Source organism: Pseudonocardia sp. ICBG601 (assembly GCF_020496245.1).
In genome coordinates this window covers 1-19070 of sequence record NZ_JAHLJA010000173.1, presented here as the reverse complement: position 1 = coordinate 19070, position 19070 = coordinate 1, and the positions used below count along the sequence as shown (strand labels likewise).

Annotated in this window: 20 protein-coding genes and 2 pseudogenes; 14 read left to right on the top strand and 8 right to left on the bottom strand. The window is 76.3% G+C overall.

All coding sequences use genetic code 11. From position 1 onward, the window contains the following. Positions 1-12 precede the first annotated feature (12 nt). The 4 genes from KPL57_RS56940 to KPL57_RS56925 all read left to right on the top strand — a co-directional run bounded on the left by KPL57_RS56940 (position 13) and on the right by KPL57_RS56925 (position 2637). Entirely contained in the window at positions 13-1494 is a 1482-nt protein-coding gene (locus tag KPL57_RS56940; RefSeq protein ID WP_226358474.1) for a metalloregulator ArsR/SmtB family transcription factor, read from the top strand. A 56-nt stretch (positions 1495-1550) separates the two neighbouring features. Continuing rightward, positions 1551-1907, top strand: coding sequence for a hypothetical protein (locus KPL57_RS56935; RefSeq protein ID WP_226358473.1), 357 nt, complete (start codon positions 1551-1553; stop codon positions 1905-1907). Between the two features lie 110 nt (positions 1908-2017). Then, complete coding sequence (locus tag KPL57_RS56930; protein WP_226358472.1) at positions 2018-2347, top strand: DedA family protein; 330 nt, start codon at positions 2018-2020, stop codon at positions 2345-2347. Then, positions 2344-2637 (top strand): hypothetical protein, encoded by a 294-nt coding sequence (locus tag KPL57_RS56925; RefSeq protein WP_264199858.1) that lies wholly within the window; start codon positions 2344-2346, stop codon positions 2635-2637. Before KPL57_RS56930 ends, KPL57_RS56925 begins: the two co-directional genes overlap by 4 nt. A gap of 18 nt (positions 2638-2655) precedes the next feature. Here KPL57_RS56925 and KPL57_RS56920 read toward each other — a convergent pair whose 3' ends face one another. Further along, positions 2656-3336 (bottom strand): DUF3153 domain-containing protein, encoded by a 681-nt coding sequence (locus KPL57_RS56920; protein ID WP_043281087.1) that lies wholly within the window; start codon positions 3334-3336, stop codon positions 2656-2658. A 37-nt stretch (positions 3337-3373) separates the two neighbouring features. Continuing rightward, a pseudogene (locus KPL57_RS56915) lies at positions 3374-3984 on the bottom strand (GNAT family N-acetyltransferase). A 325-nt stretch (positions 3985-4309) separates the two neighbouring features. Between KPL57_RS56915 and KPL57_RS56910 the strand changes: the two are divergent. Continuing rightward, on the top strand, positions 4310-4630 hold the full coding sequence (locus KPL57_RS56910; RefSeq protein ID WP_051050348.1) for a hypothetical protein: 321 nt from the start codon (positions 4310-4312) through the stop codon (positions 4628-4630). A 441-nt stretch (positions 4631-5071) separates the two neighbouring features. After that, entirely contained in the window at positions 5072-5572 is a 501-nt protein-coding gene (locus tag KPL57_RS71105) for an SAV_6107 family HEPN domain-containing protein (protein ID WP_226358470.1), read from the top strand. An 86-nt stretch (positions 5573-5658) separates the two neighbouring features. Here KPL57_RS71105 and KPL57_RS56900 read toward each other — a convergent pair whose 3' ends face one another. Next, on the bottom strand, positions 5659-6489 hold the full coding sequence (locus KPL57_RS56900) for a ParA family protein (protein ID WP_020623749.1): 831 nt from the start codon (positions 6487-6489) through the stop codon (positions 5659-5661). Positions 6490-6673: 184 nt separating this feature from the next. On the opposite strand from KPL57_RS56900, the gene KPL57_RS56895 reads away from it, so the two are divergent. From KPL57_RS56895 to KPL57_RS56885, 3 genes are all read left to right on the top strand, one after another. Further along, positions 6674-7375, top strand: coding sequence for a class I SAM-dependent methyltransferase (locus KPL57_RS56895; protein WP_308253170.1), 702 nt, complete (start codon positions 6674-6676; stop codon positions 7373-7375). A 312-nt stretch (positions 7376-7687) separates the two neighbouring features. Further along, complete coding sequence (locus KPL57_RS56890; protein ID WP_020623751.1) at positions 7688-8098, top strand: DUF3040 domain-containing protein; 411 nt, start codon at positions 7688-7690, stop codon at positions 8096-8098. 294 nt (positions 8099-8392) lie between these two features. Next, complete coding sequence (locus tag KPL57_RS56885; RefSeq protein ID WP_226358469.1) at positions 8393-8659, top strand: hypothetical protein; 267 nt, start codon at positions 8393-8395, stop codon at positions 8657-8659. Between the two features lie 110 nt (positions 8660-8769). Here the strand turns inward: KPL57_RS56885 and KPL57_RS56880 are convergent, their stop codons facing one another. Genes KPL57_RS56880 through KPL57_RS56860 form a run of 5 tightly spaced genes read right to left on the bottom strand, consistent with a single transcriptional unit; the run spans position 8770 to position 14068 of the window. Next, positions 8770-9372, bottom strand: a complete 603-nt coding sequence (locus KPL57_RS56880) for a TetR/AcrR family transcriptional regulator (protein WP_226358468.1) — start codon at positions 9370-9372, stop codon at positions 8770-8772. Positions 9373-9416: 44 nt separating this feature from the next. Continuing rightward, positions 9417-11036, bottom strand: coding sequence for a transglutaminase domain-containing protein (locus KPL57_RS56875; RefSeq protein WP_226358467.1), 1620 nt, complete (start codon positions 11034-11036; stop codon positions 9417-9419). After that, positions 10967-11764 (bottom strand): transglutaminaseTgpA domain-containing protein, encoded by a 798-nt coding sequence (locus tag KPL57_RS56870; protein WP_226358466.1) that lies wholly within the window; start codon positions 11762-11764, stop codon positions 10967-10969. Before KPL57_RS56870 ends, KPL57_RS56875 begins: the two co-directional genes overlap by 70 nt. Further along, positions 11761-13113 (bottom strand): DUF58 domain-containing protein, encoded by a 1353-nt coding sequence (locus KPL57_RS56865; protein ID WP_226358465.1) that lies wholly within the window; start codon positions 13111-13113, stop codon positions 11761-11763. Before KPL57_RS56865 ends, KPL57_RS56870 begins: the two co-directional genes overlap by 4 nt. 1 nt (position 13114) lies before the next feature. Beyond that, the gene (locus KPL57_RS56860) at positions 13115-14068 is read right to left on the bottom strand and encodes a MoxR family ATPase (RefSeq protein WP_226358487.1); all 954 of its coding nucleotides are present in this window, start codon (positions 14066-14068) and stop codon (positions 13115-13117) included. Positions 14069-14751: 683 nt separating this feature from the next. Between KPL57_RS56860 and mraZ the strand changes: the two genes are divergently transcribed. The 5 genes and pseudogenes from mraZ to KPL57_RS68400 all read left to right on the top strand — a co-directional run. Next, positions 14752-15183 carry a division/cell wall cluster transcriptional repressor MraZ gene (gene mraZ, locus KPL57_RS56855; protein WP_043276508.1) on the top strand — a complete coding sequence of 144 codons (432 nt, stop codon included), beginning with the start codon at positions 14752-14754 and terminating at the stop codon, positions 15181-15183. Between the two features lie 386 nt (positions 15184-15569). Then, positions 15570-16567, top strand: a pseudogene (gene rsmH, locus KPL57_RS56850) (16S rRNA (cytosine(1402)-N(4))-methyltransferase RsmH). A gap of 253 nt (positions 16568-16820) precedes the next feature. After that, the gene (locus KPL57_RS68410; RefSeq protein WP_308253169.1) at positions 16821-18464 is read left to right on the top strand and encodes a penicillin-binding transpeptidase domain-containing protein; all 1644 of its coding nucleotides are present in this window, start codon (positions 16821-16823) and stop codon (positions 18462-18464) included. A 5-nt stretch (positions 18465-18469) separates the two neighbouring features. Further along, positions 18470-18688 carry a penicillin-binding transpeptidase domain-containing protein gene (locus tag KPL57_RS68405; protein WP_308253168.1) on the top strand — a complete coding sequence of 73 codons (219 nt, stop codon included), beginning with the start codon at positions 18470-18472 and terminating at the stop codon, positions 18686-18688. Next, positions 18661-19070: penicillin-binding transpeptidase domain-containing protein (locus KPL57_RS68400; RefSeq protein ID WP_374203942.1), on the top strand; the 410-nt coding region annotated here is incomplete at its 3' end. The genes KPL57_RS68405 and KPL57_RS68400, both read left to right, overlap by 28 nt.

The window sequence follows — 19070 nt, the reverse complement described above, 5'->3', positions numbered from 1 at the left end:
TCTGGAGGTCCGGTGGAGACCGCCCCCGAGGGCCCGCAGCCCCTCGACCCCGAGCTGCTGGCCGACGCGGCCGCGGCGTTCGGGATGCTCGCCGCGACCTCGCGGCTGCAGATCGTCTGGCTGCTCGCCGACGGCCCGCGCGACGTCGGCACGCTCGCCGCGGTCCTCGGCCAGCCGGTGGCGGCGGTGAGTCAGCACCTGGCGAAGCTCAAGCTCGCCGGGCTGGTCCGGGCCCGTCCGCGAGGGCCGCCACCAGATCTACGTCATCGCCGACGTCGGCATGGTCGAGGTGGTCCGCACCGTGGTGGCCGCGCAGGACCGCCGTCGTGGGCCGGACGCCGTCCGCGACCGGGGGAGCGCGTGACGCCGCCGGGTCCGGTGCCCCCGGGCCGTCCGCGACCGGACCGTGCCGGCACGCCCCGTCCGCCCGGCGCCCCGACGGCCCGGGGGGCCGCGACCCCGCCCACTCCCGTGCGGCGACGAGGCGCTCCGGAGCCACGCCGTCGGCGTCCGACGCGTCGTCGCGGACCTCTCGCGGCTCGGGGTGCTGCGGCCCGGCGCGACACCCGGGCGCCGCAGGCGTGGCCCCGCTCCGGCGGACCCGCCGGGCCCCGGTCGTCGCCGGCGGTCCCCGGCGGTGCGTCGGCTGGTCCGCGGTCCCGGCCCGCCGACCCCGGCGCCCGTCCCACCACGCCGATGCGCCCGGTCGCCCCCTGGCCCCGCGCCGAGCAGCGCACCTCCGCCCCGCGGTGGCACCGTGTCCGCGGCCTCGTCGCGGCGCTGTCGGTCGCGGTCTTCCTCGCCACCGGCGCCGGTTGGGCGATGGTCGGCGGCACCAGCGGCCTGACCACCGCCGACGTCACCGGCCCGCACGTCGCCGACGGCGCGACCGACATCCTGCTGGTCGGCAGCGACTCCCGGGTCGACGCCCGCGGCAACCCGCTCCCGCGCGAGGTCCTGGACGCCCTGGACGCCGGCGACGCCGACGGCCAGGACAACACCGACACCCTGATGCTGGTCCGCATCCCGGACGACCCCGACCTCGGCGCGTCCGCGGTGTCGATCCCGCGCGACTCCTGGGTCGACGTCCCCGGCCTCGGCATGCACAAGATCAACTCGGCGCTGGCGCGCGGCGCGGCGATGGCCCGGCCGGACCTGGTCCGCCAGGGCCTGAGCGGGCCGGATCTGGAGCGGGCGGCCAACGCCGCGGGCAGCAGGCTGCTCGTGCGCACCGTCGAGGAGCTCACCGGCGTCTCGATCGACCACTACGCCCAGGTCAACCTCGCCGGGTTCGCCGACATCACCCGCGCGCTCGGCGGCGTCCCGGTGTGCCTCAAGGCCCCGGTGCACGACAGCTACTCGGGCGCCGACTTCGCCGCGGGCCCGCAGACCGTGCAGGGCGCCCGGGCGCTCCAGTTCGTCCGCCAACGCCACGGCCTGCCCGAGGCGACCTCGACCGGGTCCGCCGCCAGCAGGCGTTCCTCGCGGGGCTGACCCACCGGCTGCTGTCGGCGGGCACCCTCACCGACCCGACGGCCGTCGCCGACCTGATGCAGGCGATCAACGGGGCGGTCGTGCTCGACCAGGGCTGGGACCTCACCTCGATGCTGGCCCACGCCTCGCAGCTGCGCGGGGACCGGGTCACCTTCCGCACCATCCCCACCGGCCGGGCCGACTACCGGACCGGCAGCGAGGGTGTCGCGGTGAAGGTCGACCCGGCCCAGGTCACCGCGTTCTTCGCCGGGCTGACCGCGCCCGGGGCGCCGGCCGACCCCGGGGCCGGCGACGACGCGGACACCGCCGCGCCGACACCGTCCACGGCCCCGGCCACCACGGAGGGCAGGACCGGACGGGCCGCGGCGCCCCGGGTGACCCGACCCCGGCCGCCGACACCCAGCCCGAGCTGACCGCCGACGGGGTGCCCTGCGTCGACTGACGCGGCCCTGTCACCCAGGCCGAGGAGCCTCCCATCATCACCGAGATCATCGACTTCCTGACCTCCGTCCCGTTGTGGGTGGTGGTGCTCGTCGCGGGGCTGGTCACCCTCGGCGAGACCACGATCGGCGTCGGGCTCGTCCTGCCCGGCGAGACCGTGCTCATCGGCGCCGCGATGGCCGTCCCGGACGTCCCCGCCGCGGTGCTGGTCACCGCGGTGGTCGCGGTCGCCGCGGCCTGCGGCGACTCGATCGGCTACGCGATCGGCCGCCGTTTCGGCCCGCGGCTGCGCGAGTCCCGGATCATCGGCCGGATGGGCCGCGACGCCTGGGACGACGCCGCCCGCACCCTGCGCCGCTGGGTCCGTGGGCGGTGCTCTGCGCCCGGTTCCTGCCGGTGGTGCGGACGATGACCCCGGCCGCGGCGGGCGCGTCCGGACTGCCGCTGCGGCGCTTCCTGCCCGCCGTCGTCGTCGGGGCGACCGTTTGGTCGGCCGTGCACGTGACCGCGGGCTTCCTGCTGCGCGAGGCCGCCGAGCAGTTCGAGAAGGCCTTCGGGATCGCCGGCTGGGTGGTCCTCGCGGTCGTGGTCGTCGCCGGCGTCGTCGGGTGGCGGGTGCGGCGTCGTCGCGCGCAGGCCCGCCGGGCCGCCGCCCGCGAGACCGTCGCCGTGCTCGCCGACGAGCGCCGCGACGCCGCCTGAGACCGGACGGGCGCGCCCTCAGCGCCGGATCGGCGGGTTCCGGTCGCGCCGGGCCAGCAGCACGGCGGCCCCCGCCGCGACGACGACGAGCCCGGCCAGCAGGAGCGACCAGCCCAGGATCGACGGCGCGTTCGGATCGGTCGAGATCACCGAGGCGTTGATCTGTGAGACCTCACCGGGGACGAACTCCCAGGTGACGGTGCCGCCGTCGGTCTCGCCGTCGGACTCGACGACCTCGCCCGGGAAGCTCATCGCGAGCCGCACGTCGGCCCGGTCCACCGGCATCGTGGTCAGGTCGGCCCGGCCCTGCACGGCGATCCGCTCCCCGACCCGGCGCAGCTCCAGGTTCGCCCGGCCCGACGCGTTCCCGCCGAGCAGGTTCAGCTGCGAGACCTGCGCGAAGGTGAGGTTCTCGAAGGCCGCGCGGGTGCCGACGAAGCCGTCCTGGTCGTACGGCGACAGCTCGACCTCGTCCGTGAGGTCGGCCGGGACCGCCAGCTGCGGGCCGCGACCGTCCGGCGCGCCCGCGGGCGTCGCGACGACGATCGTGCCGTCGACGGTGTCGTCCGGCTGGACGGCGAGGGCCACCTGGACCCGGGCGCAGCCGGTCAGTGCGAGCAGGGCCAGCACCGCGAGCAGCACGAGCGCACGCGTCCGGGATCGACGGCGTGCGGGTGGCGCGGTGTGGTGCGACGGCATGGCGTCATCGTGCCACCCGGGTACGACGGTCCCGGTGTCACTCGGGGGCGTGTGTCGGGTGATCCGTGGGGAGCAGGGGAAGCTCGCGCCCGAGGACGGCGAAGGGACGCGGGTCGCCGGTGAACAGGTGCTCGCGCAGCACGTCGACGAACCCGGCGCGACGGTAGAGCCGCCAGGCCCGGCCGGGCCTGGCGCGGCCGTACTCGGGGGTGGACAGCAGCATCCGGCTCCGGGCGGCGTCGCGGGCCAGCGCCCGTAGCAGCGCCTCACCGATGCCCGAGCCCTGGGCCTGCGGGTGGACGTGCAGCTCGGTCAGCTCGAAGTAGTCGGTCAGCCAGTCGGCGCTGACGGCGTCGGGCTCCCCGCGCCGGGCCCGCAGTCCGCGGCGGACCTCCTCGAACCACCACTGCCCGGGGCCGCCCCAGTAGCCGTAGCCGATGCCGGTGAGCCGGTCCTGCTCGTCGAGCCAGCCGACCGAGCGCCAGCCCGGCCGGTAGGAGTGCTCGAGCCACAGCGAGCGGCGCTGGCGTGCGGTCGACCGCGGTAGCCCATCGCGGTCACGTAGACGTCGATCGCCTCGCCCAGCCGGTCGGCGAACTCGCCGCGGCCGAGACCGACCAGACGCGCCCGCGACGGCGCGGCGGTCACCGCGACCACCGGCCCCGGTGGTGACCGCACGCCCGCGCGGGGGCGGGGTCGGTGTCCGGGTGCATGTCCCCATCACACCACGCCCGGCCGGTTGCGGCGGGTCCGGACCGGGTGCCCCGCCACGGAGTCGGTGGGTGAGTGGCGCCACCCGGGCACCCGACTTGACGCGACGATCGAACACGCGTTCTACTGTCGTATGTCGAACGCGCGTTCGATGCCGGGGCGTCCGGTGGGCGGAGTGGGGAAGCACCCCGTCGCCGGGCGTCCCGGAGACCGATTCCGGTGGTGGGAACCGAGGCCCGGCCACCGGGTGGAGGGCGTGGTGATGCCAGTGGGCGGCTTCTCGCGTTTGTTCCGGTCCCGCCAGCCGGCGGCGATCGACGTGCGCTGGCAGAACGGTGAGCCGGTCGAGTTCTCCCGGCGTCCGTCGCGCCGCGGGGAACATTTTCTGGTCACCGGGGTTCGAGACCAGTGGATCGAGGAGTCCCCGTGGCCGTTCCCGTCGCCGATGCCGGTGGGCGGGGACCGGCTGAGCTGTTGGCGGGTGCTCGCCCGGTCGGTGCAGGACCCGCAGGAGCCGCCGCGTGAGGTGGTGCTGCGGATGCGGTCCGGTCCGGGCGTGTGGGACCTGGTGAAGGTCGACTGAGTGGTGCGGGAGGTGCGGGAGGTGCACGTGCGGAGCAGGACGATGGAACTGGACCTGGCGCTGCCGGCGCCGCGGTCCGCCGGGACGCGACGGCCGGGCGACACCCCGGTGGCCGCCGCCCCACCGGCGCGGCGGTCCGCCCGGGTGCGGCCGGTCGCCGACGGGCTGTGGCCGCTGGACTGCGGCGCGGCACGGGGCTCGGGGCGGGGCTCGGCACGGGCCGCTGCCGACCGTACGGAGTCCGCGTCCGGGGCGGCGCCGTCCCGGCGGGGGAGCGGCCGGACCGGTACGGACCCGGCGGGGGCCGGGTGCACCGGACGGCCGGGTCGGCCCGGATCGACCGGAGGCGCCGGCCGGTCCGGGCAGGTGATCCCCCTGCCGGGCACATCCGCGTCGGCGGGCGGCGCCGCCCGACCGACCGGAGGTCCGGCACGACCGACCGTGGGCAGCACCGTCGTGCCCGGAGGCCCCGCACGACCGGGCGGGGGCTCTGCACGACCGGGCGGGGGCCCTGCACGACCGGCCGGCGAGACCGCGCGGCCGGCCGCGCCGCTCGGGTCGCCCGCGCCCGCTCCGCCGTCGCGGGACGCGCTCGGGCTGCTGCGCCAGGCTGCCGAGCAGCTCGCCGAGGCGCACCGGGAGACCGAGCCGCTGCGTCGCTACCCGGCGGCCTACCTCGCAGCGCTCCGTGCCGGGGCGGCGGTGCTGGCCATGCGGGCCCGGCCCAGGACCCGCCGGGGAGCCCCGCGCGACGTCTGGCGGCTCCTCGCCGAGGTCGCCCCGGAGCTGGAGGAGTGGGCGGCGTTCTTCGCCGGCTGCTCGCGGCTGCGGATCGAGGCCGAGGCCGGGATCGGGCGGCACGTCGACCGGCGCGCCGCCGACGACCTGCTGCGTCAGGCCGAGCAGTTCGTGACCCGGGTGCAGCTGCTGCTGCCCCGGTGAGGACCCCCGGCCGGAGCGGCGGACGGCGCCGGGGCAGGTCGGGCCGCCGGGATCGGGCGCGGCGAGCAGATCCGGGAGGAGGTCGGTCAGGCCGAGGCGGCGGGGCGCGAGGCACTGCGCAGCACCCGGCCCAGCAGCGCGGTGAACACCGCGGAGATCTCCCGAGCGCCCGGGGTGTCCCAGGCCTGGATCGGCAGGCAGGCGCCCTGGGCCTGCTGGACCGCCGAGCGGTCGGGCAGGACGCTGTTGAACACCAGGGGGCCGAACAGCTCGCGCAGCTCGGAGATCCGGAACTCGTGCTCGGTGTTGCGCGGCCGCACCCGGTTGACCAGCACACCCAACGGCTGCAGGCGGTCGTTGGACCGCTCGCGCTCGGTCTGGACCGCGTCGAACGCGCGCTGCACGCCGGACACCGAGAACATCGTCGGGTCGGTCACCAGGATCGCCCGGTCCGCGGCCGACAGCGCGCTGCGGGTCAGCTGCCCCAGCGACGGCGGGCAGTCCACGATCACCAGCCGGTAGCGCTCCTCGGCGGGCTCGGAGCCGCCGGAGTCGTCGGTGATCAGCTCGCCCGCCAGCCGCTGCAGGGCGCGGTCGAGCCGGTACAGCTGCGCCGCCCCCGGGTCGGGGTGGTTGTGCCGCTCGGTCTGCTCCGCACCGACCAGCACGTCGAGGCCCTCGCCCCACGCCGACGGCGCGATGGCCCGCTCGACGACCGCGCGGCGCGGCTCGTCCAGCACGTCGGCGACGGTGGCCGTGGTCGGCTCCGGGTCGAGCGCGGTGGTGGCATTGGCCTGCGGGTCGAGATCCACCACGAGGGTGGAGACGCCGTGACGCTGCGCCGCGCCGGCCAGACCCAGTGCGACCGTGGTCTTGCCGACGCCACCCTTGAGACTGAGCGTGGCGACGACCTGCACCCACCCAACCTACCGTGCGGTCCGGCACTGTCGCCGGGCGGAGTCCACATGATCGTCGGCGCCCCGCCGTGGGTGTCGTGGCGGGCGGGCGGGCCGGGCACCGGCAGGGGCCACTAGTCTCGGCGCCGTGGGATCGCCGACACGCGAGCAGGCCGGAGCAGCGCGCGGGGCTGCCGTGTTCCGGGTGCTGGACAGGGAGATCGACCGTGTCCGCCGGGACACCGGGGCCGCGCCCCGGGTGCTCGACGTCGGCGGGGGCAGCGGCACCTGGGCGGTGCCGCTGGCGATCGCCGGCTGCGCGGTGACCGTCGTCGACACCAGCCCCAACGCGCTGGCGACGCTGGCCCGACGCGCCGGGGAGGCCGGGGTCACCGACCGGGTCACCCCGGTGAACGGCGACGTCGACACCCTCGCCGAGGTCGTCCCGGCCGACGGCGCCGACCTCGTGCTGGGTCACGGGCTGCTCGAGGTCGTCGACGGCCCGGACCGGGTGCTCGCCGCGCTCGCCGCGGCCGCCGCCCCGGGCGGAGCGGTGTCGGTGCTGACGGTGGGGCGCTACGGCGCGTTCATCGGGCGCCTCGCCAGCGGCCGGCTCGCCGAGGCCCGTGCCCTGCTCGCCGACCCCGAGGGCCGCACCGGTTCCGACGACCGGCTGCTGCGCCGGTTCGACGCGCACCGGCTGCAGGAGCTCGCCGCCGGGACCGGACGCCTGCAGACCGAGATCCTCCAGGGCGACGGCACCCTCGAGGCGTGGCTGCCCGGCCCCGGTCAGGAGGGCGAGGCGGCGGGCCGCGAGGAACGTGACGAACTGGACGCGCTCGCGTCGCAGGTCGGCGCCCTCGCCGAGGTCGCCCCGCGGTTGCATCTGCTCGCCCGGCGGTACTGACGCCCGTCCCGCCGCCGGTGTCCGACGGTCGTCGTCCGGCTGCCGTCGGTGATCGGTCGACCGGCGTTCACTCGTCCGCCCACCCCCGTCCGGGTGGGTCCGCGACGGTCCGGGTGACCGACGACACGCCGCGCAACACCGTCCGCTCGACGATCAGCCGAGCGGGTTGGACGGTCCGGGTGGTCGCGGCACGATTCGCCTCGTACTCTTGTCCTCAGACGCCCAGGTTGGGGCGCCCGTCGTACCGGTCGGGGCAGGAAGCCCGGGCCGAATGCGGCCTACCGTCCGATTACGTGTGCCGGAGGTGAAGGCATGCCGCTCTCCGAGCACGAGCAGCGCCTGCTCGAACAGATCGAACGCGCCCTCTACCAGGAGGACCCCAAGTTCGCGTCCTCGGTCAGCGGTAGCCGGCGGAGCAAGCCCGCCCGGCGCCGCCGGATCCAGGGCGCCGTCCTGTTCGTGGTGGGCCTCGTGCTGCTCGTCGCCGGGATCCCCTTCCGGGCGCTCTGGCTCGGCGACCTGCCGATCCTCAGCATCGTCGGCTTCCTCGCCATGCTCGGTGGCGCGCTGCTGGCGGTCACCTCGATCGGCGCCCGTCGTGGCGGCGAGGAGACGACCGGCCAGGGCGGATCCGCCCCCAAGGACAAGCAGTCCGGCGAGAGCGGCGGCGGCTTCACCGGCCGGATGGAGGAGCGCTTCCGGCGTCGCTTCGAGCAGGAGTGACGCCCGGGCGCCCCAGGCGACTGCCCGCGTGACGCCCGGCGGGGCGGGACACCGACTCGGTGACCCGCTCCGCCGTCGTGTGTCCGGCACCGTCGCCGGGTGCCTGACGGTCGGGTAGGGGGGCGCGCTGCCCACGGCTACCCGGCTCGGCGACCGGGATCCGGCGGTCGCGTCGTCAGGGGCCCGCTGCGCTGCGCCGGTGTCGCCGCCGAGTGGGCTCCGGACTTGACTTCACAGATCTGTGTACCTAGCGTCGACCCTCCAGGAGTTCACTGATCTGTGAAGGGGTCTCGGATGCGTCAGGTTCTGCACGTGGTCATGGAGTTCCTGCGGGACGTCGCGTGGGGCGTCAACGCCGGCAGCGCGATCCGACACGGCGCCCCACCGCCTGCTCCACGGCGTGCCCGGCCCGTCCGGGAGTACGGCGGCGACGTGATCGGAGGTCGGGAGGCCGACCGGGGCCAGGCGCACCCTCTGCGCTGGACGGTCGATGCCGGTGGGGGACTTCGCCTGGCCGGCGGCACGCTTCCCGGGCCGGGCCCGGACCCCGTCACGCGCTGACGCGGAGGCCGGCCCACGTCGCCGTCGGAGCTGCGAGACGATGCGGTCGCCCCCGGTCCTCCGGGCCGGGTGCGAGCGGGCACAGCGGGTGGCCGGAGTGGCCTGCCTGCTCAGTGCAGCGCCGCTCGTTCGTCCCGCAGCAGGCGCTCGGCCGCCTCTCGCGCCCTGCGCAGGAGGTCGGGGTCGTCGCCGATGCCGTGGTGGGTGATCGCGCCCTCGAGGAGCAGGAACACCAGGTTCGCCGACGCCTCGGGGCTGACGATCCCGGGGTGGTCGGCCCGGATGAGCGCCTCGAGGTGCCGGCGCACCGCGCGCTTGTGGGCGCGGACGACGCGATGGGCGGGATGGTCCGCGGGAAGCTCTCCCGCGGCGTTGATGAAGGCGCAGCCACGCCCGGAGAACTCGACGTTCTCGGTGTAGGAGTCCCAGAGCGCCAGCACTCCCGAGCCCGGACTCGCGGCCACCCTCTGTTCCATCAGCTCCCACCACGCGTGATGCCGAGCCTGCAGGTAGGCCTCGACCAGGCGATCCTTCGAGCCGAAGCGGTTGTAGAGCGTGCGCTTGGTGATGCCGGACTCGGCCGCGACGGTGTCGACGCCGACGGCGTGGATCCCGCACCGGTAGAAGAGCCCCGACGCCACCTCCAGGATCCGGCGCGCGCCCGGGGTCAGCGCCGGCGCACGCAGCGCCTCGTGATCCTCCGCGCTCGACATGGCCAACCCTCTTCCCCGTGTCGCCGTGCTCCCGACTTCACCGATCAGTGTACGTCGCCGTCGGGCCGAGACGTGCGGACCTGGTCCAGGTCGTCGGCCGGCGCGTCGTCGTCGGCCGGACGGCGCCCGCGCCGGACCGCCTCCGGCACGACCGAGGCCGGCAGCACCCGGGCCCGCAACGGCGTCCCGCCGGCCGCGATCGCCGTCCGCACCTCGTCCACCAGGCCGTCGAGCGTGCCGGGCCCGGGCAGCATCCCGCCGTACCAGCTCGCCTCGACCCGGCCCGCCAGCTCGCGCAGCGCCTCCGCGGGCCGCCCGGACAGGCCGTGCCGCTCGATGATGCGGTCGGCGGCCGCGCGGACGGTGTCCCCGGGCGGCACCGGGACCCCGTGGTCGCGGGAGGCGGCCAGGACCTCGTCCCACGCCGCGGTCGCCGCACCGTCGCCGCCGGCCCGGGCGAGCCCGGCCCGTCGGGAGTACTGGTGCCGGCGCCACAGGCCCGGGGTCAGCACGACGGCGAGCACCGCGGCCGCCAGCAGCAGCGCCACGACCAGCGGCCACCACGACCCGGTCGCGGCCGTCGGCCGGTCCGCCGCCTGCTCCTCGGTGGGCGGGGGCTCCGGGGTGGGACCGGCGGCCTCCGGGGGCGGGGGTGTCGCGGACGGCTCGGGCTGCGGGGTCTGCTCGGCGGCGTGCGTGCCGCTCTCCTGCTCCCGGGCCTGCTGGACGTAGGCCGGGTCGATGGTGCGGCCGTCGGCGAGCGGGGTCGGGTCGAAGGTCAGCCAGCCGTACCCGGGGAACCACGCCTCGACCCAGGCGTGCGCGTCCTCGGTCGTGATCGTCCGGGCCCCGGAGCCGTCGGCGTCGCCCGCGGTGAAACCGACCGCCACCCGGGCCGGGACGTCGACGGCGCGCAGCATGACGGCCATGGCCGAGGCGTACTGCTCGCAGTAGCCGGTGCGGCCGCGGGTCAGGAAGTCGACGAGGGCGTCGCCGTTGCTGCCCGGCGCGGTCGCCAGGCTGTAGGTGAAGGGGGAGCCGGGCCCGGTGAAGTGGTTCTCCAGCGCCATCGCCCGGTCGAACGGCGTCGCGGCACCGGCGGTCACCTCGCGGGCGATCGCGGTGACCCGCGGGTCGACCCCGTCGGTGTCGAGGTAGGCCCGGTCGACCGTGGTCGGGCCGGATGCCGCGCGCAGCTGGTCGGCCGAGGGCTCCGGCAGCCGCATCGACTGGGTCCAGCCGTCCTCGGACTGTGCGCGTTCGCTGTAGACGATGCCGCCGGCGGCGTCGTAGGCCCAGCTCGGCGAGGCGACCGCGATCCGGGTGGGGTCGCCGAACACCGGCAGCCAGTAGTCGCGGAAGCCGAGGTTCTCGACCTGCACGTCCTGCGCGGCGGCCGGCCCGGACGTCGACGGCGGCAGCGGCCCGGTCAGCGGCACCCCCGGCAGCGGACGGCCCGCCTTCCAGCCCTCCTGCGGCACGTAGGTCTGCAGGGTGAGCGCACGCAGGTAGGTCGGGGTCTCCAGACCCCGGACGCTGAACAGCGGCCGCGGCTCGCTGCGGGTCAGCTGTCCGCGCAGCGAGGTGAACGGGTTCAGCCCGATCGAGCCGTCGGCGTTGCCCCCGGTCCCGCCGGTGGCATCGAAGCGACCCGAGGTCCCCACCGACGACGCCAGCAGCCCACCAGCAGCGAGCCCACGACGGCCACCGCGACGACCGCGGCCCCGGCCGGGATCTGCCGCAGCCGGTCCGGGCGCAGGAGCAGCAGCACGCCGTAGCCGAGCGTCGCCGCGACGACGGTCCACCAGGGCAGCAGGTCCGGCTGCAGCGCGGTCGGCACCGCGAACACCACGAGCAGCGGCACCCCGGCCGCGGCCGGGGCGGCGACGGTCACCGCGAGACCGAACACCGCGATCGCGATCGTGCCGAACCCGAGGGTGACCAGCAGCAGGATCTCCGGGCTCGCCGGCACCGGCGGCAGGCCGCTGTCGATCTGCTGCCCGGCACCGCCGAGCAGGCCCGACAGCTCGCCGAACGCCGTGGGGCCCGGGAGCACCCCGAGCACACCGCTGCCGGTGAACCACGCCGTCACCAGCAGGATCAGGGCCAGCAGCTGCCCGGGCGCGACCAGCCAGGCCCGCAGCGGCAGCAGCAGGGCGCCGACCAGAGCGACCAGCACGACGGCGACGGCGGCGTGGGCGAACCAGGCTGCGCCCTGCACGACCGAGCCCATTGCCGTCCCGGCGAGCAGCACCGCGACGACGGTCGCGACCGGTCCCAGCACCACCGTCCAGGCCGGTGCGCCCGGCGTCCGGCCCGCCGGCGCGGTCTCGGCGACGGGCGCGGCGGGTGGCGGCGCGGGCCGCACGGGGGGCCGGGTCGGCGCGCTCATCCGGTCGCTCCCGCGGTGCCGGGCGAGCCGCAGGCGTCGGCCCAGGCCCGCTGGACGGTCATGTCGGAGGTGACGACGGTGGCGTGCCACCCGGCACGGCGCAGCGCGGCCGCCGCGACCGACGCCGGGCGGGCCCGCGTCGCCGCCGACCAGGTGTCGACGTCGAGGAGGACGGCGTGCCCGCCGCGCGGCCAGGCCGAGACCAGCGCGGTGACGTCCTGCGGCGCGGTCCCGCCGAGCACCGCGAGCACCCCCTCCGGATGCCCGGGCCCGGGGCCGGGTGCGGTGATCCCGGTGCTCGCCGAGGGCCGCAGCACCGCGAGCGACTCCAGCCGCGGGGGCACGGCGTCCGCGCCGGTCACACCGGGCGGCACGTCGCCGACGGTCTCGCCGGACTCGTCGACGAGCGTGACGGCCTCGCCGCGCTGGAGCAGGTGCACCGCGGCGCTGGCGGTGAACGCCACCGCCCACTCCAGGCTGGACGCGGGTCCGTGGCCGCGGTGGGCGCTGTCGCGCCGGTCGATCAGCAGGGTCACGCCGGACGGGTCGGGCCGGTCGTCGAGGCGGACCATCAGCTCGTCGCGCCGGGCGCTGGAGCGCCAGTGCACGCGGCGCAGCTCGTCGCCGTGGCGGTAGGGGCGGATCAGCACGTCCGGGGTGCCGGGGCCGGGGCGGCTGCCGCCCTCGGCGCCGCGCCCGGCGGCGGTGGAGGTCAGGGCGGGCCGCCCGGTGAGCGGGGTGACCCGGGGGAGGACCAGCAGCCGGTCGGCGGGCAGCAGGTCGTGGCGGAACTCGGCCAGGCCGAGCGCATCGGTCCCGCGGCCGCGCAGCGGGCCGATCCGGTACGCGCCACGGACCGCGGGCCGCACCGGGTAGCCGACCCGGGCACCGCGACGGCCGAGCCGGTGCACGGTGAACCGTGGCGGGTAGCGGTCGGCGGGACCGTCGGCGTCGGGCACGTGGTCGGCGATCCGCAACGCGCCCAGCAGGGCGCCGCCGGCGATCCGCAGCAGCACCGTGCCGCCGTCGCCCGCCTCCAGCCGGGCCGGCTCCAGGGTGCGCGCGACCTGCAGCGAGCGGCGCGACCGCAGCGCGACGACGAGCGCGAGCAGCGGCAGGAGCAGCACGAACGCCCCGATCCGGACGAGGTCGCGCTCGTCGAGCGCGATCGCCGAGAGGACCATCGCGGCGCCGCCGGCGAGCAGGCAGCGCCCGCGCACGGTCAGCCCCGCCGGCCGTTCCCGGCGCGGTGCGCCGCCGGTCGCGAGCGGCGGAGAGGACCCGGACGCGGCCGGGGCGCCGGGCGCGGCGGGAGCCGGTGTCCGCGGCGGCGGCGCGGTCGGCGCCATCTCAGCCCCGCGGCGGGGACGGCACCGCGACCCGCGCGACGGCGGCCCGCACCAGGTCCGCCGGCGTGCGGCGGGCCGCGACCCCCTCGGGCCCCAGCATCAGCCGGTGCGCGAGGACGGGTACGGCGACGGCCTGGACGTCGTCGGGCACGACGTACCCGCGCCCGGCCGTCGCCGCCCAGGCCCGGGCGGCGCGCAGCAGGTGCAGGGTCGCGCGCGGCGACGCCCCGAGGCGGACCTCGGGCAGCCGCCGCGTCGCGCCGACGACCTCGACGCAGTAGCGGCGCACCTCCGCCGCGGTGTGCAGACCACGGACCCCGGCGATCATCGACCGCAGCGTGCGCAGGTCGGTCACCGGCCGCAGCCGCTCCAGCGGGTCGGTCGAGCCGTGCTCCTCGAGCATCGCCAGCTCGGCCGCCGGGTCGGGGTAGCCGACCGAGACGCGGATCGTGAACCGGTCCTGCTGGGCCTCGGGCAGCGGGTAGGTGCCGTCCATCTCCACCGGGTTCTGGGTGGCGACGACCATGAACGGGTCACCCAGCGGGTAGGTGCCGCCGTCCACGGTGACCTGGTGCTCGGCCATGCACTCCAGCAGCGCCGACTGGGTCTTCGGTGACGCGCGGTTGATCTCGTCGGCGATCACGACGTTCGCGAACACCGGGCCGGGCCGGAACTCGAACTCCGCGGTCTGGCGGTTGTAGACCGACGAGCCGGTGATGTCGCCGGGCAGCAGGTCCGGGGTGAACTGCACCCGGCTCACCGCCCCGTCGACGGCCCGGGCGAGCGCCTTGGCCAGCGTGGTCTTGCCGACGCCCGGCACGTCCTCGACGAGCAGGTGACCCTCGGCGAGCATCGCGACCAGGGCGAGCCGGATGGTGTCGGGCTTGCCGACGATGATCCGCGCCATCGCGGCGGCGATCCGGCCCGCCGCGTCGGCGGCGGCGACGGCGTCCATCGGCTCGGGCGCGTAACCGGGGTGCGCACCGCTGGCCTCGGCCCGGCGGACGGGACCGCCGGACGGCGACGGGACGGGCGGTACGGAGGGCGCGGACGGCGCGCTCGACGACAACGGGCCTCCTCAGGAGACGGCTCGGATGACCCCAGTCTGTCAAACGTCCCCCGATCGGGACCGGGCGCCGCCACCCGCCCCGCGACGCTGCTCCGTACGGCCGAACGCGGCGGGCCCCGCAGTGCCCCCGCCGGAGCCGTCGGCACCTCCGCCGCGGCGCCCCACGGCACTCCACGGCGGTTCCCCCACCGCGCCCCACCGTGGTTCCCCACGCCGCCCCACCACGCGTCCGTCGGGCTCCCCACCGCCCCCCACCCGGTCTCCCCACGGTCGCCCCACCCGTCCCCACCCCGGACGGCCCGATCGGCCCGGAAACCGCCTCCGACCAGCCACGACGGCGGTGGGGGAGCGATGGCGCCCCGGACGGGCGCGACGGGCCCGATACGGCCTCCGGACGTCGCGCGACCGGGTGGCGCGGCGCGCGCCCCCACCGTCCCCCACCGCTTCTGACCTGCGGAAAAATTCGATGAACGGCGGAAGATCCCCCCGTCTCGGGTTGACGGTGGGTGAGTGTGGGGTAGTGTGGTGATCGCTGGGGCGAACAGGGGTCCCAGGTGGAGGTGGGGTCGGTGTTCCTCGGCACCTACACCCCGAAGTTGGACGACAAGGGGCGGCTCACGCTGCCCGCAAAGTTCCGCGACGAGTTGCGAGGCGGCTGCATGATCACGAAAGGGCAGGACCACTGCCTCTACGTGTTCACCCGTGACGCCTTCACCGAGATGGCGCGCAAGATCGCCGCGGCCCCGCTGACGAACGAGTCGGCGCGGGTGTTCCAGCGGAACCTCTTCTCGGGCACCGACGAGCAGAACCCCGACGGCCAGGGCCGGATCGCGATCCAGTCCGAGCTGCGCCGGTACGCCGGACTGTCCAAGGACTGCGTGGTGATCGGCGCGTTCACGCGTGCCGAGATCTGGGACGCGCAGGCCTGGCAGGAGTACCAGGAGCGGCACGAGGACGAGTTCGCCAAGGCCCAGGAGGAGGTTCTGCCCGGGCTGTTCTGAGTCCCGCTGGCGGGCGGGACGACGGACGGCGGCAGTACCGAGCAGGACAGCACGACCGACAGCGGACGACACCACCGTCGCCGCCCCGACCCGGGTGCCGTGATCGAGATGGCCCTGGCACACCTTCCCCGGTGCCAGGTCCGTCTCGGCACGGCCCCCGGGTGGGGACGGCGCCGGCGCCCACCCCGACTGGGGAGTTCGGGTGGCGCGGTGGAGCCCGCGCGTCTTCGGGCGTGGAGCGGACCGGTTGTGGGAGCCGGCACGCCACACCCACGGACATCGACCGTCCCGGTCCCGGCCCCGTGGCCGGGACCGGGGACGGACGCCGGCCGGCACGACACACACGCACACACCACGGGGACGGACGGCGCACCGGGGGGTGGCACGTGGACGGAACTTCCGGCGACGGCGCCACCCCGCGCGACGAGCGCGCGCCCGGTGAGCGGCACACCCCGGTCCTGCTGGAGCGGGTGACCGAGCTGCTCGACCCCGCCCTGCGCGACCGGGACGCGGTCTACGTGGACGCCACCCTCGGCATGGGCGGCCACGCGGCCGCGCTGCTGGCCGCGCACCCCCGGCTGACCGTCGTCGGCATGGACCGGGACCCGCAGGCCCTGGAGCTCGCCGGCCGCAGGCTCACCGCCTACGCCGACCGGCTGCACCGGGTGCACACCGTCTACGACGACGTCGCCGGCGCACTGGAGCAGGCGGGGGTGCCCGCCGCCGACGGCATCCTGTTCGACCTGGGCGTGTCCTCGCTCCAGCTCGACGAGGACGCCCGTGGCTTCTCCTACTCCCGCGACGCCGACCTCGACATGCGGATGGACCCGACCACCGGGCCGACCGCGGCCGACGTCCTGAACTCCTACACCGCCGGTGAGCTCCGCCGGATCCTGCGGGAGTACGGCGAGGAGCGGTTCGCGGGCCCGATCGCGAACGCGATCGTCCGGACCCGGGAGAAGCGCCCCTTCACCCGCAGCACCGAGCTCGTCGAGCTGCTCTACGGCGTGGTCCCGGCCGCGTCCCGGCGCACCGGCGGGCACCCGGCGAAGCGGACCTTCCAGGCCCTGCGCATCGAGGTGAACCGCGAGCTCGAGGTCCTGCGCGACGCGCTGCCCGCGGCGCTGGACGCGCTCGCCCCGGGCGGGCGGATCGTCGTCCTGTCCTACCACTCGCTGGAGGACCGGATCACCAAGCGCGTGTTCGCCGAGCGCGTCCGCTCGCGGACCCGGTGGACCTGCCGGTGGAGCTCCCCGGACACGGACCGGAGTTCCGGCTGCTGACCCGGGGCTCCGAACAGGCGTCCGACTCCGAGGTCGCCCGCAACCCGCGGGCCGCCCCGGTGCGGCTGCGCGCGGCCCAGCGCGTGGAGGACGGGCCGTGAGCACCCGTGGCACGGCCCGAGCACGCAGGCAGTACCGGCACGGCGGAGAGGCAGGAACCCCCGATGAGCACACCCGTCATCGAGCGCCCGGGCACCCCGGGCGGTGGCCGGGCACGGCCCGACACCCGCCAGAGCCGTCGCACCGCGGCGCCCCCGCGGATCCCGGCCCAACGCGGCCCCGGCGACGCCCGCCGGGTGGCCGACCAGCGCCGTCGCAACCGCGGCCAGGGAGAACACCGGCCGCGCGAAGTTCGTGCTGGTCGTGATGGTGCTGCTGGTCTCGGGTCTGATCGCGACGCTGTGGCTGTCGACCGCCGCGGCGGCCGACTCCTACTCGCTGCAGGCGGCCCGGGAGCGGACCGCGTCGCTCACCGAGCAGTCCGAGGCGCTCCGCAAGGAGGTCACGGTGCTGCAGAGCCCCGGCTCGCTCGCCGACCGCGCCGCCGCCCAGGGCATGGTCCGGGTGACCGACCCGGCGCGCCTGGTCGTCGCCCCGGACGGACGCGTGGACGTCGTCGGGGAGCCGATGGCCGCCGTCGCCGCGGCGCCGGCCGTGCCACCCGTGCCGCCCGCCGCCGACGCCCCGGCACCGCAGACCCCGCCCGCGCCGCCGGCCGGGCAGCCGGGCGCCGCCACCACCGACCCGGCCGCAGAGGGCGGCGACGCCGCCCCGGGCGGGGCCGCGGGCGCCGGTCAGGGAGCCGGGCAGGATGCTGGTCAGGGTGCCGGTGAGGGCACCGAGCGCGAGGTCCCGGCCGACACCCGGGCGGCGGGCGGGAAACTGATGGTCTACGCGCCGCCGCGCCCCCGGCCGCGGGGGCAGGGCCCACGGGGTGGACGGCGCCGGTCCCCGGCCGACGACCCGCGGTTCCGGCTGCGCCTGGCCTGGGTGGCGCTGGCCGCCCTGCTGCTGGTGTCCGGGGCGAAGCTCGTCGTCGTCCAGACGGTGCAGGCGGGCACGTTGACCGCGGACGCGGAGAAGCAGCGCGCCAGCCGGATCGTCGTTCCGGCCGAGCGCGGATCCATCACCGACCGCAACGGCGCCGTCCTGGCCTTCTCCACCGAGTCCAAGGCGCTCGTCACCAACCCGCGTCTGATCAACTCGACCAAGGGCGCGGACGCGGTCGCCTACAAGAACCGGATGGCCGAGGCCGTCGCCGCGGTGACCCACGGCGACCCCGAGGAGCTGAAGCGGGCGCTGAACAGCGACCGCGGCTACGTCGTGATGGCCACCGCGGTCGACCCCGGGCCCGCCCGTGACCTGCGCAGGCAGTTCCCGGAGATCGCCGAGGAGAGCCGCGAGGCGCGCCAGTACCCGAACGGGACGCTCGCCTCGAACATCATCGGCGCCGCGACCTGGAGCGCCGACGCGCAGAAGCTCATCGGCCGGATCGGCCTGGAGTCCTCCGACGACGCCCTGCTCGCCGGGCGCGACGGCTTCCAGATCGCCGACACCGCCGAGGGCAGCGGCACCGTCATCCCCGGCAGCGTGCGCTCCGAACAGGCCGCGGTGTCCGGCTCCGACGTGCAGCTCACCATCGACTCCGACCTGCAGTTCCAGGTGCAGCGGATGCTGGCCGACTACGCGGGCCGCGCCGAGGCGCGCAGCGGGTCGGCCGTCGTCCTCGACCGGGCGACCGGGCAGGTGCTCGCGCTCGCCGACAACACCTCGTTCGACCCGGCGCAGCTGCTGTCCGCGGACCCGAACACGCTGGGCAACAAGGGCGTCACCACGCCGTTCGAGCCCGGTTCGGTCAACAAGGTGGTCACCATGGCCGCCGCGCTGGAGGCCGGCGTCGCCAAGCCCGACGACGTGCTGGCCGTGCCCGCAGCATCGAGGTCGCCGACCGGACGATCAAGGACGCCTGGGAGCACGGCCTCGACCACTACACGCTGACCGGTGTGCTGGCGAAGTCCTCCAACGTCGGCACGCTGATGACCGCGCAGAAGGTCGGCGAGGACCGCTTCTCGGACATGCTCGCGAAGATGGGCATCGGGCAGAAGACCGGTGTCGGGCTGCCCGGCGAGAGCCCGGCGAGAGCGGTGGGCGGGTCCCAGCCCGCGCGACCTGGTCCGGCTCGACCTTCGGCAACCTGCCGATCGGGCAGGGGCTGTCGATGACCGTGCTGCAGATGGCCGGGATGTACCAGGCCATCGCCAACGACGGCGTCCGGATCCCGCCGCGGATCGTCGCCGCGACGACCGGCCCGGACGGCGTCCGGGTACCGACCGAGGCACCCGAGCCGGTGCAGGTGATGTCGCCGCAGACCGCGCAGACGCTGCGGACGATGCTCACCGCCGTCACCCAGAAGGCGCACGGCCAGTCCGGCACCGGGCCCGCCGCCGCGGTGCCCGGCTACGAGGTGGCGGGCAAGACCGGCACCGCCCAGCAGGTGGACCCGGCGACCGGGGCGTACTCGCGCTCCCAGTACTGGATCACCTTCGCCGGGATGCTCCCGGCCCAGGACCCGCGGTTCGTGATCGGGATCATGCTCGACGCCCC

Excerpts from the sequence above, each read along its gene's own strand:
- KPL57_RS56935 (WP_226358473.1), top strand. The coding sequence starts at position 1,551 with ATGCAGGCGATCAACGGGGCGGTCGTGCTCGACCAGGGCTGGGACCTC.
- KPL57_RS56925 (WP_264199858.1), top strand. The coding sequence starts at position 2,344 with ATGACCCCGGCCGCGGCGGGCGCGTCCGGACTGCCGCTGCGGCGCTTC.
- KPL57_RS56920 (WP_043281087.1), bottom strand. The coding sequence starts at position 3,336 with ATGCCGTCGCACCACACCGCGCCACCCGCACGCCGTCGATCCCGGACG.
- KPL57_RS56910 (WP_051050348.1), top strand. The coding sequence starts at position 4,310 with ATGCCAGTGGGCGGCTTCTCGCGTTTGTTCCGGTCCCGCCAGCCGGCG.
- KPL57_RS56890 (WP_020623751.1), top strand. The coding sequence starts at position 7,688 with ATGCCGCTCTCCGAGCACGAGCAGCGCCTGCTCGAACAGATCGAACGC.
- KPL57_RS56885 (WP_226358469.1), top strand. The coding sequence starts at position 8,393 with ATGCGTCAGGTTCTGCACGTGGTCATGGAGTTCCTGCGGGACGTCGCG.
- KPL57_RS56880 (WP_226358468.1), bottom strand. The coding sequence starts at position 9,372 with ATGTCGAGCGCGGAGGATCACGAGGCGCTGCGTGCGCCGGCGCTGACC.
- KPL57_RS56870 (WP_226358466.1), bottom strand. The coding sequence starts at position 11,764 with ATGAGCGCGCCGACCCGGCCCCCCGTGCGGCCCGCGCCGCCACCCGCC.
- KPL57_RS56865 (WP_226358465.1), bottom strand. The coding sequence starts at position 13,113 with ATGGCGCCGACCGCGCCGCCGCCGCGGACACCGGCTCCCGCCGCGCCC.
- KPL57_RS56860 (WP_226358487.1), bottom strand. The coding sequence starts at position 14,068 with ATGGACGCCGTCGCCGCCGCCGACGCGGCGGGCCGGATCGCCGCCGCG.